Source organism: Paenibacillus sp. JT22N15, assembly GCF_059383755.1.
The window spans coordinates 135,450-149,442 of record NZ_JBXENV010000001.1 but is presented as its reverse complement, the minus strand read 5'-3'; the positions used below and the strand labels follow the sequence as shown (position 1 = coordinate 149,442).

Annotated in this window: 15 protein-coding genes; all 15 read left to right on the top strand. The window is 48.6% G+C overall.

Annotation, left to right across the window (positions count from 1 at the left end; all coding sequences use genetic code 11):
• Positions 1-68 precede the first annotated feature (68 nt).
• The 15 genes from AC50X8_RS00620 (at position 69) to AC50X8_RS00550 (ending at position 13,978) form a co-directional block, all read left to right on the top strand.
• Complete coding sequence (locus AC50X8_RS00620; protein WP_056029346.1) at positions 69-686, top strand: hypothetical protein; 618 nt, start codon at positions 69-71, stop codon at positions 684-686.
• Positions 687-815: 129 nt separating this feature from the next.
• The gene (locus AC50X8_RS00615; protein ID WP_056029344.1) at positions 816-1,160 is read left to right on the top strand and encodes a histidine triad nucleotide-binding protein; all 345 of its coding nucleotides are present in this window, start codon (positions 816-818) and stop codon (positions 1,158-1,160) included.
• A 42-nt stretch (positions 1,161-1,202) separates the two neighbouring features.
• Positions 1,203-2,132, top strand: coding sequence for a polysaccharide deacetylase family protein (locus tag AC50X8_RS00610; protein WP_056029342.1), 930 nt, complete (start codon positions 1,203-1,205; stop codon positions 2,130-2,132).
• 152 nt (positions 2,133-2,284) lie between these two features.
• Positions 2,285-4,219, top strand: coding sequence for an FAD-dependent oxidoreductase (locus AC50X8_RS00605; RefSeq protein WP_155972742.1), 1,935 nt, complete (start codon positions 2,285-2,287; stop codon positions 4,217-4,219).
• Between the two features lie 100 nt (positions 4,220-4,319).
• Positions 4,320-4,493 (top strand): 30S ribosomal protein S21, encoded by a 174-nt coding sequence (rpsU, locus tag AC50X8_RS00600; RefSeq protein ID WP_046230300.1) that lies wholly within the window; start codon positions 4,320-4,322, stop codon positions 4,491-4,493.
• Positions 4,494-4,508: 15 nt separating this feature from the next.
• On the top strand, positions 4,509-4,952 hold the full coding sequence (locus AC50X8_RS00595; RefSeq protein ID WP_046229920.1) for a GatB/YqeY domain-containing protein: 444 nt from the start codon (positions 4,509-4,511) through the stop codon (positions 4,950-4,952).
• A 214-nt stretch (positions 4,953-5,166) separates the two neighbouring features.
• A complete protein-coding gene (locus AC50X8_RS00590) occupies positions 5,167-6,561 on the top strand; it encodes an NfeD family protein (RefSeq protein WP_494878086.1) in 1,395 nt (464 codons plus the stop codon).
• A 43-nt stretch (positions 6,562-6,604) separates the two neighbouring features.
• Positions 6,605-7,597: a flotillin-like protein FloA gene (floA, locus tag AC50X8_RS00585; protein WP_056029336.1), complete on the top strand. Its 993-nt coding sequence runs from the start codon at positions 6,605-6,607 to the stop codon at positions 7,595-7,597.
• A 55-nt stretch (positions 7,598-7,652) separates the two neighbouring features.
• The gene (locus tag AC50X8_RS00580) at positions 7,653-8,195 is read left to right on the top strand and encodes a YqfB family membrane protein (RefSeq protein ID WP_494878084.1); all 543 of its coding nucleotides are present in this window, start codon (positions 7,653-7,655) and stop codon (positions 8,193-8,195) included.
• Positions 8,196-8,368: 173 nt separating this feature from the next.
• On the top strand, positions 8,369-8,647 hold the full coding sequence (yqfC, locus tag AC50X8_RS00575; RefSeq protein WP_046229917.1) for a sporulation protein YqfC: 279 nt from the start codon (positions 8,369-8,371) through the stop codon (positions 8,645-8,647).
• 12 nt (positions 8,648-8,659) lie between these two features.
• A complete protein-coding gene (gene yqfD, locus AC50X8_RS00570) occupies positions 8,660-9,853 on the top strand; it encodes a sporulation protein YqfD (protein WP_056029330.1) in 1,194 nt (397 codons plus the stop codon).
• Positions 9,854-9,859: 6 nt separating this feature from the next.
• A complete protein-coding gene (locus tag AC50X8_RS00565; RefSeq protein WP_056029326.1) occupies positions 9,860-10,831 on the top strand; it encodes a PhoH family protein in 972 nt (323 codons plus the stop codon).
• Between the two features lie 17 nt (positions 10,832-10,848).
• Positions 10,849-13,113 (top strand): HD family phosphohydrolase, encoded by a 2,265-nt coding sequence (locus AC50X8_RS00560; protein ID WP_494858382.1) that lies wholly within the window; start codon positions 10,849-10,851, stop codon positions 13,111-13,113.
• Complete coding sequence (ybeY, locus tag AC50X8_RS00555; protein WP_056029321.1) at positions 13,110-13,607, top strand: rRNA maturation RNase YbeY; 498 nt, start codon at positions 13,110-13,112, stop codon at positions 13,605-13,607. Before AC50X8_RS00560 ends, ybeY begins: the two co-directional genes overlap by 4 nt.
• Positions 13,607-13,978 (top strand): diacylglycerol kinase, encoded by a 372-nt coding sequence (locus AC50X8_RS00550; protein WP_056029318.1) that lies wholly within the window; start codon positions 13,607-13,609, stop codon positions 13,976-13,978. Before ybeY ends, AC50X8_RS00550 begins: the two co-directional genes overlap by 1 nt.
• Positions 13,979-13,993 lie beyond the last annotated feature (15 nt).

The following is a 13,993-nucleotide window of genomic DNA, read 5'->3' as shown; positions in this document are numbered from 1 at the left end:
CCTTATTGCGAAGAGGCAGCTATAGCAGTAGTTATAGTAAGGCGATTTAATTTTAGGGGGAAGAAAGCGTGTCAGTAGAGCAACAAACGCCGAAGAAAAAGCCGATTGCATTGGCAATCACAATCGTGCTGCTGGTATGCAGCCTTAATGGGAATATGTTTTTATATTCGCAATATTTGTCCAACATTCAAGAGAAAAAATATGAGACTGGGCAGCGTGTCGCTTCAGATGCCATCGGCGCCGTAGCATTTTATAATGCGATATTGCCTGAGCTTGAGAAGCTTGGGACATCAGCAGAGCTTTTGGAGCGGAATGAGGCAAAATTCAGTGCTGGTGCGGCTTTCCGAAATGTGGATCATGTGCTGGGTTTTCTGAAGGAAGCGCATCAGTATAACGGCACGGAGTTTGCTGTGGACAAGCTGGAAGCTTATTTTAACGCGGTGCAGCAGTCGCTGGCCAAGATTGGCGGCCATGAGGGGGCCCTAACGGCAGCTGAGCAGGATTACCTTGCGAAGCTTCAGGAAGCATTCCATTTGCAGTTGGAAGCTGTAACGGCTTTTAATGCAGATGCATTAGAAAGCAGAAGCTTGTCGATTCAAATCGGCAATGGCTACAACAATTGGCTGGAAATTGCGGATAAGCTGGAGCAGGCGATAGACGGCCACACAGATGTTAAGCTGCAATAGCTGTGAGCCGCCAAAAACCTATGCTCATCTATGTTTTACCCTGCAAGAAGCCGGATGGGATTGGACGAGCTTTGCTCATTCCGTTATGATGGAAGAAGGCTGTATAACATAATTTAGGGGGAGTTTTGAATGGATTGCATTTTTTGTAAAATTGTCGAAGGTACATTGCCATCAACTAAAGTGTATGAGTCGGATACAGTAGTTGCTTTTCAAGATATTAAACCGGAAGCGCCTGTACATATTTTAATCATTCCTAAAAAACATATTGCCACAATGAATGATGTGACGGCAGATGACGATATTATCATGGCAGAGCTGTTCACAGCCGCACGTCAAATTGCAATTGAGCAGGGCATCGCTGAATCTGGCTACCGTTTAATTAACAATGTGAATAGCGATAGCGGCCAGTTGGTATACCATTTGCATTTCCATTTGCTCGGCGGAGAGAAACTTGGCGCCTTGAATGCGAAATAGCGCAAGCCTAACGTGCATTAAACGTTTTTGAAAGGAGTTTGCATGGCTCGTTACAGAAAGTATATCGCTGTCGGTTTGTTTTCCTTCGTCCTGCTTATCGCTGCTTATGCTACGGCAGTAGCCCATCCGGGGACCGTTGTTACGAAAAAAATCTGTACTTCATGGGAAATGGCCAAAAATCAAGCTTTTATTATGACACATAAGCAGGCACTTAAGCCGTTAGCCGATTCTAAGCCTCTGGCGCTGGCAGGCAATGCTGAGCGGGTACCTGTGCTGATGTATCACTACATTGCACCGAAGGCTGACAATAGCGAGCCAGACAATCATTCCATCATTGATTTGGAATCATTTGAGCAGGGAATGGAATATTTGCACACGAACGGTTATAAGACAGCGACGATGGAGCAGTTGGAGAAATATATTAATGGCGAAGGCGTCCTGCCTGACAAATCGGTCGTCATTACCTTTGATGACGGATATCAAAACAACATTGTGTATGCTTATCCGATTTTGAAAAAATACGGCTTTCACGCGACGATGTTTGTTGTTGGAACTCATATACAACAGAAGACGGCAGCATTCGATTCGAAAAAAACAAGCTTTCTTTCCACTGAGGAAATGAAAGCGTCTAGCGACGTATTTGAATATCACAGCCACACCTATGATTTGCACAAAAAAGAGACGGCGCTTTGCGGTATTGCTTATTCATCGCTTGCTGACGCCACCTTGATTACAAGCGATATTCACAAAATAAAAGAGCTGGGAATCGATTCGCCTTATTTTGCTTATCCGTATGGCGAGGCGAACACACAGATTATTTATCATTTGCGTGAAAATGGCTATCGAATGGCGTTCTCCGTACGCAGCGGTTTCGCTGAACCGGGAACCGATCCGATGCTGGTTCCGAGGCTGACCGTTATTTCTTCGACGGATATGCACACGCTGCTTCATCCAGAAGCCAGCTTGAATTGATGCAGTCAAGCGCAGCATCTGCAGCAATCACATCATACGCAGGCTTCTAAAGAGAAGTGGGGGCCTGCTCTTTTTTCGACCAATGAAATCTATTAATCTAGCAATGAAAGCTTTGCTGCTTGGCGGCATTCATAATTCGGAGGTTATTTTAGTTGTTGAAGACGAAATATAAGATGTTGACGATCGTTGCTCTCGCTTTTTTGATGCTGATCGGTTGCTATTATTTATATAAATTCAAAGTAGCTTCTATCGATCGTTTGTCCATTGACCGCGTTCAGGCGCCATTTACGAAGGTTGAATCGGTTGAAACCGTACAGTCGAGCTATGATTTAATTGTTGTCGGAACAGATCCGGAAGGCATAATGGCTGCTGTGTCTGGAGCGAGGAATGGGCTGAAAGTACTGCTGCTTGAAGGAAGAGACCGCGACATTTTGGGCGGTTTAATGACGCTGGGCGGGCTGAATACGCTTGATTTGAATTATTCCCCGAATCAGCCGTGGTATTATCGATATTTGCACAAGTCAAAGTTTTTGAACGAAGGCTTATTTCAGGAATGGTTTGATCAGGTAGAAGGCAGCTCGGTTGATACTCATACGGCGGCCAACGTCTTTTACAAGATGGTTAAACAAGAACAAAATATTGATTTGCTCATGCATGTGAAAAAGATGGAGCCGATTTTGCAGCAGTCCGGCGAGAATATGCAGCTAATGGGGCTGACCATTACTAAACCGGACGGGGCGACCGAGAAGGTAGAGGCAAAAGTAGTCATTGATGCTTCGCAGGATGCGGATATCGCTGCCGCTTCGGGAGTGCCTTTCTCCATTGGGCGCCAGGATATTGGAGAAGGCAAAGCGAAGATGGCGGCTACGCTCGTGTTTAGAATGGACAATGTGACGAACGAGGCTTGGCGGAATTTCAAAGGTCTCGAGGGCTTGGGTCTAGACAGCACAAGCATTTGGGGATTTGGCGATGCTAGAAAATATCCGCCGAGCGATCCGAACAAGGTGAAAATTCGCAGCCTTAATATTGGCAGAGAAAACAATGAGACGATGTTGTTTAATACGATGCAAATTTACGGAGTCGATCCGCTTGATCCAGAATCGGTGGCTCGAGGAATGGAAGTTGGCAAAAAAGAAGCGCCGCTCATCGTCGATTACTTAAAGAAGACGTACCCAGAGTTTGCTAATATGAACTATGCAGGTACGGCTTCTGAGCTTTATATACGGGAATCCCGGCATATTTACGGCGAATACAGGCTGACGCTTGCCGATGTATTGGAAAACCGGGATAAGTGGGATGCCATCGCTTATGGCTCCTACGATGTCGATATTCAAAGCATCAACTACAGCGATGTGGGTACAATTATGCTAAGTCCGATGCAATATGGCGTTCCATTCCGCAGCTTGGTGCCGCTTAAAGTTGACGGTCTGCTCGTTGTTGGACGCACAGCCAGCTTTGATACGATCCCTCACGGCAGCGCAAGGGTCATTCCGCTCGGCATGGCGACGGCAGAAGCGGCAGGAGCAGCGGCGAGCCTTGCGATTAGCAATGACATCACCGTCCGGGAGCTGTCCCAATCGACGAAGCTTATCAGCAAGCTGCGCAAAAAGCTCGTCAAGCAGGGCATGGACTTGACGTATGAAAAGTTTGAACAGCCGGCTTACATAAAACACAAGGACTTCAAGGGCCTTGTGACTGCAGCGAGCATGTACATGACGTCGGGGAGCTATTCCAATGAGGCATGGGATCTCGATGGCACGATGAGCATAGGGCGATATTTGAACAAAATTAGAACGCTCAAAAAAGCGCATCCCGACCAGTTCCCGGGTTTTCCAGACAGTGCAGTCAAGGATATGAAGGATTTATTGACGGGGCCATTGACATTGGAGCAGGCGGCCTATATGCTGGCACTGACGGCTGGACTCGATACGACGAGAGAAACAGCGCTTAAGGATCTCGTTTCCCGCGGCTGGATTAGCGAGGAAATCATTGGTCAGATGCTCAATGTAAAAGAGCTGACGAATGGGGATACTTACATGATGTTCTACGATATTTTAAAAAATGGATTTGGCATTGTTTACGAGTGAAATTAGTGAGTTGACACTGTATTTTGTTTTGACTTATAATGGAGTTTGATAAACCGTGTTTAATGCTCTGGACGGTCTGTTTCGGAGGGAGGGAAAACTTGTGTCTGAAACTAAGGTTAAGAAAAACGAAACCATTGACTCTGCACTTCGCCGCTTTAAACGTTCTATCGCTAAAGATGGCGTGTTGGCTGAGGTTAAGAAACGCAAACATTATGAAAAGCCGAGTGTAAAGCGTAAGAAGAAGTCCGAGGCTGCTCGTAAGAGAAAGTTTTAGGAGGCTCCTAGTATAATGAACCTGAGCGAAAGATTGAACGACGATATGAAGCAGGCCATGAGGAATCAGGACAAGTTCCGGCTTACAACCATTCGTATGATGCGTGCGTCAGCTAAAAACTTGGAAATTGATTTGAAGCGTCCTCTGGACGACAGTGAAATGCTTGATATCCTAAGTCGTGAGATCAAACAACGTAAAGATTCCCTCCAAGAATTTAGCAAAGCCGGCCGTGAGGACCTGGTAACAGGTCTTAACGCAGAAATTGAAATTATTAGTCAATACCTTCCCACGCAGCTGACCGAAGAAGAGATAAAAGCGATAGTAACGCAGACCATCCATGAACTCGGTGCTTCTTCCAAAGCCGAGATGGGGAAAGTCATGGGCGCCTTGTTGCCAAAAACGAAAGGGCGCGCTGACGGTAAACTAGTAAATCAGCTCGTACAACAATTTCTGCAATAACGATATGTTCGGACGAAAACATCCCTTCCAAGGGGTGTTTTTTGCTTTTTAATACAGCTATTTTCTAAACAAATACTCGTTGAAAGCTGTTTGATATAGCTCAAAATTTGTGCGTCCCCATAAGTTGATGTAAGCTATTTAAGCTTATTTTGCAACGTTTCAGGGTAATCCATCGTAATAACGAATATAATGGATATAAAGGAGGGGTGGAAGGTTGAATATAAAAAAATGGCACCAAACCGCTTTCTGGGCGAAATTAGCTGTTTTCTCAGCATTGGTTGTCGCCTTGGGCAGCGGCCTGTTTGTCGGTATGCAGCCTGTAAAGGCACAGCAGCTTGCGGCGGATGAAGCTGGAGGAGCAGTCTACATTGTTCCAGTCAAACAGACGATTGAGAGTGGACTTAAGTCATTTTTGGAGCGCGCTTACAAAGACGCGGCTGAGGCAAAGGCGGAACGTGTCGTTCTCGTTATTAACACGTTCGGCGGAGAAGTGACGAGCGCAGAGGAGATCGGGGAGGTCATCCGGAAAAGCGCCATTCCAACAACCGCGTATATTGAGGGAAAAGCGGTGTCGGCAGGTACTTACATTGCGCTTAATGCGCAAAATATTGTCATGGAGCCGGGAAGCACAATTGGCGCTGCTGCTGTCGTTGATGGCGGAGGGCAATTGATTGACAACCCGAAGATCGTCTCCTATTGGACGAAGACGATGATGGAGGCTGCAAAGCTGGGTGGCCGGGATGCGAACATTGCAGCTGCGATGGTTGACACGACGGTGGCGCTTAGCTTGCCGAAAGCAGGCATAGAGAAACCGGCTGGGGAAATATTGTCCCTATCCGCCGATGAGGCGCTGGCTAGCGGTTACGCTGAGCATATCGCAGCTTCTGTAGGAGAAGCTATTACATGGCTGAAGCTTGATCAGAAGCAGCTCATTTCGTTTGAGCCCTCGCTTGCTGAGAAAGTGTCACGCTGGCTCGTTAATCCGTATGTGATGACGGTGCTGCTCATAATTGGCATTGCGGGCGTTGTAATTGAGCTGCTGATGCCGGGCTTCGGTGTACCGGGCATATTAGGCATTATCTCCTTCAGCTTGTATTTCTTCGGTCATTATGTTGCCGGGTTTGCAGGCATGGAATCGATTGTTCTTTTCGTTATAGGTTTGGCTTTGCTTATTATCGAGGTATTTGTTCCAAGCTTCGGTATTTTGGGACTGCTAGGCGGCGCAGCGCTTGTTGCTGGTGTAGTTACCGCGGCATCCGATCCGATGACAGCATTTATTTCGCTGGTCACGGCACTCGTAGTGGCTGTTCTTGTGATGTATTATATTTTCAGAAAATATAGACATAGAGGAATTTGGAACAAATTCATTCTTCGCGATAAGCTGACGAAGGAAGAAGGATATGTATCCGCCGATGAAAAGGACAGCCTGCTCGGACTTGTTGGGGTTACGCTTACTCCGCTGAGGCCAGCTGGAACCGTGCAAATCGGCGATCAGCGGATTGATGTCGTCACATCAGGCGAGTTTATTTCGACTGGAGCTAGCGTTGTTGTTATTAAGGCAGAAGGAACATGGGTCGTTGTAAAAGAGACAGTAAATAGCCTAACATAAGCGCAATTCAGCGCTTTACTAAAGCAATGGAGGTATTTAATAAATGGGTCTGGATCCGGTTGTATCTATATTGATTATAGCGGTTATTGTTATTATTGCGCTGTCCGTCTTCCTGAGTTTTTTTCCAATTATGCTCTGGATTTCAGCATTGGCGTCGGGTGTGCGTATCGGTATTATTACGCTCGTTGCGATGCGCTTGCGCCGGGTTGTTCCGAGCCGGATTGTTAATCCGCTCATCAAAGCAACGAAAGCTGGCTTGGGGCTGAATATTAATCAGCTGGAAAGCCATTTTCTCGCAGGAGGTAACGTTGACCGCGTCGTCAATGCGTTGATTGCGGCGCAGCGCGCCAATATCCCGCTCGTATTCGAGCGTGCGGCTGCCATTGACCTTGCTGGCCGTGATGTGCTTCAAGCGGTGCAAATGAGCGTTAATCCACGTGTCATTGAAACACCAACTGTTGCAGCAGTAGCGAAAGACGGTATTGAGGTTAAAGTTAAAGCGCGTGTTACCGTACGTGCCAACATCGAGCGTCTAGTCGGTGGTGCGGGTGAAGAGACGATTATTGCCCGTGTCGGCGAAGGTATCGTTACGACGGTTGGTTCAGCAAATTCTCATAAAGACGTGCTTGAAAATCCGGATATGATTTCCCGTACGGTGCTTGGCAAAGGGCTTGATGCTGGTACAGCATTCGAAATCTTGTCAATTGATATTGCTGACGTTGATGTAGGCAAAAACATCGGCGCCCATCTCCAAACGGAGCAAGCGGAGGCTGACAAACGGATTGCTCAAGCGAAAGCGGAGGAACGCCGGGCAATGGCGGTAGCGCAGGAGCAGGAGATGAAGGCGCGCGTTATTGAAATGCGGGCGAAGGTTGTGGAATCCGAATCGCAAGTGCCAGTTGCAATGGCGGAAGCACTCAAAAACGGCAAAATCGGCGTCATGGACTATTTGAACCTGAAAAACCTGGAGTCGGATACACAAATGCGTAATTCCATCGGCAAGAGCGACGCCCCAACCGAAAAAAATGACAATTAAAGATGGCAAATAAAGCACGGGCGTAGCTGCTTACCCTGGAGGTGAATCTGAACCAGTGGAACATGTAATAGAGTTTATTACGAAAAATATTTATTTCGTCGTTATTGTCGGCGGCTTTCTCCTGTCGATTTTCAATCGGGTCAGTGCGAAAAAGCGGACCAATCCGCGGATGCCGGACTTTAATGGTCAAAGCACGGCCGATGCTGCTTATCCGCAGCAGGGGACAGAGGTGCAGCAGCATCAGTCCGGTCGATATGATCAGGGAGAGGCTTATCCGGAATGGGAGGATAACGATGATTATGAGGAACGGTCGATTTCCTACCGCCAAGCGGAGGAGGAGGCTGAGCGTGAGAAGCAGCGCCACCTGTCAGAGCTCGCCAGAGCGCTTGAGAGCAAGCAGAAGCAGCAAGTGCCTATAACGGCCTCGCAGCAGCGCGAAGCCGCTGCAGGGCGCAGCAATCGGGCTAGCAGCGAGGCTGAGGCTGCTGCTGACACTCGGTTAGCGCCTTTGAGCGCGGAGGAGCTTCGCAAAGCGGTCATCTGGTCCGAAATATTGGGCCCGCCGAAATCGAAGCGTCCTTATGGCAAAGTCAGATAATATAAGCTTTATTTTTGAATAGCGCGGCTTTCAGAAATCCATTAAGGATGACTGAGGGCTGCGCTATTTTTCATAAAGTCATCACCCCGCGCATAGCTTGATATAGTACGATAATGGGCCTTGTGTCATATTTAACGTCTGGCGAGCGTGATAAGGGGGACGATCCTTTACCTATGAACCGTTTAAAACGCAAACTTCGCAAAATGACAGCGGATATTCTGGATTTGCCCCAGGATGTCGTCTATGATCTTCCCCGGCTGACGATGATCGGCGATCGCCAGTTATATATTGAGAACCATCGCGGTGTCATTCATTTTTCCAGCGAGCAGCTTAGGCTCGCGCTCAGCAAGGGCGAGCTTGAAGTGACGGGGAGCTCGCTAGTGATTCGGACGATTTGGACAGAAGAGGTTTTTATCGAAGGTCAAATTACGGGCATAGCCTTGCGGGAGTAGGAGGGGAGCGGCTTGAAGCTGAAATGGTCGGACTGGGTACTCGGCGTCGTAACAGTAACTATCAGGGGCGGACAACCTGAGCAGCTTGTAAATCGGGCATTGGAAGGGGGGCTGCAGCTTGCGTCCATCGGTTGGACGGGCGATGGCAAGCTGCAGTTTGATGTGCCTTTGAGTGGTTATTTTCGCTTGAAGCCTTTTTTAAAGGAGACAGGCTGTAGGGCGCATGTCGTAAAGCGGCAAGGGATGCCGTTTTGGTTAGCAAGGCTTGAAAAACGAAAATTTTTCATCGCAGGCATTGCGTTATTTTTTATTGGCATCTATTTGCTCTCCTCGCTTATATGGTCGGTTGAGGTTAAGGGCAACGTGAAATTGACGGAGGAGGAAATTGTTGAGGCGGCGCGGCAGGAGGGGATTTTCCCGCTCCAATGGTCATTCCGCCTGGCGGATACGGATATTATTTCAAAAAGGCTCGTCAACAAGCTGCCGAAAGCAACATGGATCGGCGTGGAGAAAAGAGGAACAAGAATCATCATTCAAGTCGCGGAAACGACCGAGCCTGATCATCGCGAATTGGAAAATCCTCGCCATCTCATTGCTTCTGCTGATGCGGTCATTACGGAAATTTATACGGAACGCGGTCGTGCTGTCGTAAAGAAAAACACGAAGGTCAGAAAAGGACAAACGTTGATTTCAGGTACGCTGGGCGGCGGCGCATATATGCAGTCGGTTGTGGCAAAGGGCTCAGTTCGCGGGCTGGTCTGGTATGAATTTAATATTGCTTCACCGATGTCGCAGCAGGTTAAAGCGTATACGGGGGAAAAGAAGGAGAAGTGGTATGTGGTCATTGGCGGCAGGGCGCTGCAGGTGAGCGGCTACGGCAAAAATCCGTACGAGCAGTCGGAGACGATCGTGGAGGAGGACAAGGCGAACTTTAAAAGCATAAGCCTGCCCTTCGGACGGATGAAGCAGACGGTAATGGAAGTGCATACGGAAGAGCTTAAACTATCAGCGGATGAAGCGCGCGCAGGTGGAATTTTGCAGGCGAAAGCGAATGTAATGACAAAAGCAGGCAGCGATGCGGTCATCCGGGATGAAATTGTTTTGCATGAAAAGACGGAGAATGGTAAAGTTTATATGAAAGTTCTTTTTGAAGTAGAGCAATCGATTGTGAAAGAGATGCCACTAGTCCAGATGCAAGGAGATTGAGGTTGTTTGCTAAATGAAACAATAGTCGTCAGAATTCCGCTGGAAAACGCGGGAGAAGGATTAGCGGTATTTGGCCCGCAGGACAAGTTCCTGAGGCTGGTAGAGGCGCAGTGCGAGTCCTCGATCACATCTCGTGAGGCAGAAATCGTCATTTCCGGTGCTGTGCAGGAGGTACGCTCGCTTGAGCAGCTGTTCAGCGTCATGCTGCAGCTTGTAAGGGGCGGCTACATGCCTTCAGAGCGGGACATGATGTATGCGCTTGATTTGGCCCGTACGATGCAGGCAGAAGAGCTTCTTGATTTATTCAAGGCTGAAATTACAACTACGTTTCGCGGCAAGCCCATTCGGGTTAAAACGATTGGCCAGCGCCATTATGTAAAGACGATTCACAAGCATGACGTCGTATTCGGAATTGGACCAGCCGGCACAGGAAAAACCTACCTGGCTGTCGTGCTCGCCGTAGCCGCCTTGAAGCAGGGATTGGTGAAGCGAATCATACTGACAAGGCCAGCTGTCGAGGCAGGCGAAAATCTCGGTTTTCTGCCCGGCGATTTGCAGGAGAAGGTCGATCCTTATTTGCGTCCGCTTTATGATGCCCTGCATGATGTGCTGGGACCTGAGCAGACGGTAAAGGCTTTTGAACGCGGCACCATTGAGGTTGCTCCGCTTGCGTATATGCGGGGACGGACCCTTGATGATTCCTTTATTATTTTGGATGAAGCCCAGAATACGACGCCGGAGCAAATGAAAATGTTTTTGACACGTCTAGGCTTCGGCTCAAAGATGGTTATTACCGGCGATGTGACACAGATTGATTTGCCAAGAGGGAAAAACTCGGGTTTAATAGAGGCACAGCGGATTTTGCAAAACATAGACGAACTTGGCTTTATCTTTTTTTCCGAGCAGGATGTTGTCCGTCACTCCTTAGTGCAGAAAATCATTGTCGCCTACAATCAGGACGCTGAGAACAAAGCATAGAGAGGAATGTCCGCTCCATGAACCAGAACCAGAACCAGAATCATTCCGGTAAACAGGGGAACCTGCAGAGCTCCAAGGCTGCGGGGTGGAAACAGAGCGTAGCTGTCCGCTTCGTGCTCATGTTATTATTTGTGTTGCTGTTTTATTTCAGTCTCTCTCCGCATCTCGTTCCGGAAACGTATGATATTCAAGAGGGCGTAGCCAGCGAGAAGGATATCGTCGCTCCCCATCAAATACCGGACAGCAAGGCGACGCTGCAGGCGCAGGAGGAAGCGGCGAACCGCGTAGATGCGATCTATTCGAACGTCGCGCTGCGCAGCGAGCTGCTGCTGGGCGAGATTTTTTCGCGCATGGAGCAGTTGAATCAGGATGATCAGGTTACGACGCAAAATAAAATCGATATTTACCGCAATGAAATTCCCGGCAGGTATCCCGATTTTGTTGATAATTACGTCAAGGTAAATAAAGGAAATGGCACTTATAGCGATACGCTGCTCGATGAGATGGCGGTCGTTATTAAAGAGCAGGAATACGCGATTTCTGAGGAAACATTTTATAAAATGCCGCGCATGTCGGTAGAGTCAATTACGGAAATGCGCCAGGTTGCGCAGGAGATTGTACGCAAGCTAATGAGCGAGCAGCTCCGCAGTGCGGATGCTGCGCGTACCCGTGTGGCGGAGCTGGTGAACGCAAGCTCCCTCTCCGACCGGACTAGCCGTGAAATTGTGCAGGAGCTGGCGCGTTTCTCCATTATGCCGAACCGCTTTCTTGATAAGGAAGCGACGGATGAAGCGAAAATCCAGGCGAAGAAAAACACGCCTCAGGTCGTTATCAAGGAAGGCGACGTTCTCGTCAAGCGCGGGCAAGTCATCACGCCAGAAATGTATGAGCTGCTGAAGGATTCGGCACTGCTGCAGGATAAACGCAATTATTGGCCGCAGCTTGGCCTGTTGATTTTGTCCGTTTTGTTCATCACGGCGATGTACAGCTATTTGCATCAGTCAGGCGGCATTTCCGGCCTGAAGCCGAAATATAATAATGCGCAAATTTTAATGCTGTGGCTCATCTATTTGATCAACATCGTGGTGATGATCATTATTTCATTAATCCAGACAGATGAAATCCCGTATGTCGGCTTCCTTGCTCCAGCGGCGCTCGGGACGATGCTGATTACGCTGCTGCTGGATATGCATTTGGCATTAATCAGCTCGATTTTGTTTGCGATTATCGGCAGCATCGTGCTGAATTCGGGCACGGGGCAAAATCAAATTTTTGATTTCCAATACGGCTTTGTTATTATCGTCGTTTCCGTCGCGGCTATTTTCTCGATACATCGAGCAAGCCAGCGATCGACGATTTTAAAGGCAGGCATTATGGTCAGCCTGTTCGGCACGTTTTCCGTTCTTGCGCTCATGCTGCTGACGGAGCGTCTGGATCAAGGGCCGCTTGTGTATTCGCTTTGCTTTGCTTTTGCAAGCGGCCTGCTGACAGCTGTGCTGGTGATTGGCCTTATGCCGTTTTTTGAAGTGACCTTTGGCATTTTGTCGGCGCTCAAGCTTGTCGAGCTGTCTAACCCGAACCATCCGCTGCTGCGCAAGCTGCTTACCGAGACGCCGGGAACGTACCATCACAGCGTCATGGTCGGCAATTTGTCGGAAGCTGCGGCTGAGTCCATCGGGGCGGACGGGCTGCTTTGCCGTGTAGGCTCGTTCTACCATGACATTGGGAAGACGAAGCGGCCGAATTATTTTATTGAAAATCAGACGAATATGGAAAATCCGCATGACTCGATTGATCCAAAGCTTAGCCGGTCGATTATTTGCGCCCATGCGCGGGACGGCGTGGATATGCTTAAGGCGCATAATATACCGAAGCCTATTCGTGATATTGCCGAGCAGCATCATGGCACGACGTCGCTGAAATTCTTTTATTACAAGGCGCTTAAGCAGGCTGAGGAGCAGGGGGAGGAGCCTTCCTTTACGGAGGATGATTTCCGCTATCCTGGCCCGAAAGCCCAGTCGAAGGAAGCCGCTGTGGTCGGCATTGCCGATTGCGTGGAAGCAGCTGTCCGCAGCCTGCGCAGCCCTACGGTTGAGCAGGTAGAAGCGATGATCAACAAAATCATCAAAAGCAGGCTGGATGACAATCAATACAACGAATGCGATTTGACGCTCAAGGAGCTGGATAAGATCGCACAGTCGCTCAAGGAAAGCGTAATCGGGATTTTTCACTCCCGAATTGAGTACCCTGAGGATGTTAAGTCAAAGGAGCGTTTAGCATGAGTTTGCAGCTGGATTATAGCAATGAGCAGGATAAGGTAGACATTCCCGAAGCTTGGATCACCCGGTTGGAGCAATTGCTTCAATTGGCTGGCGAAGCGGAAGGCATGACAACGGGCGAAGTAACGCTGACTTTTACCGATAATGAGCAAATTCATCAGTTGAATCGCGACTACCGCAACATTGATCGTCCTACTGATGTTTTATCATTTGCGATGCAGGATGATGGAACGGATGAGCTGGACATTATTTTTGAAGTGGAAAGCGAAGATGAGGTTGATCCTATTTCGGGCATGCTGGGCGATATTGTTATATCCGTAGAGAAAGCGGTTGAGCAAAGCGAGGAGTACGGCCATTCGCTTGAGCGGGAGATCGGCTTCCTGTTTGTTCATGGTTTTCTGCATTTAATCGGTTATGATCACGAGACGGAAAGCGATGAGGCAGTGATGACGAGCAAGCAGGAAGCAGTGCTTTCGAAGGCAGGCTTGTCGCGTTAATGAAAAAGTTTATACGCAGTTTAGGATTTGCGTGGGCGGGCATCGTATTTGGCGTGCAAAATGAACGCCATATGCGCATTCATGTGCTGGTCGCTGCTGCGGTCGTTCTGCTTGGCGCTTTTCTATCGCTTACACGTATGGAATGGGCACTGCTGCTGCTCACGATGGCGATCGTTATCGTAGCAGAAATGGTCAATACAGCGGTGGAAAAAGTTGTAGATCTTGCAAGTCCGGAGCGCCATGCGCTCGCTAAGACGGCAAAAGATGTTGCTGCTGGTGCTGTATTGCTGGCAGCATGCTTTGCCGTCTTCATTGGTTTTATTATTCTTGGCCCGCCATTATGGCAAGCCATAACGGCGGGACGCCAGTAATTTTAAAGGAGTCAA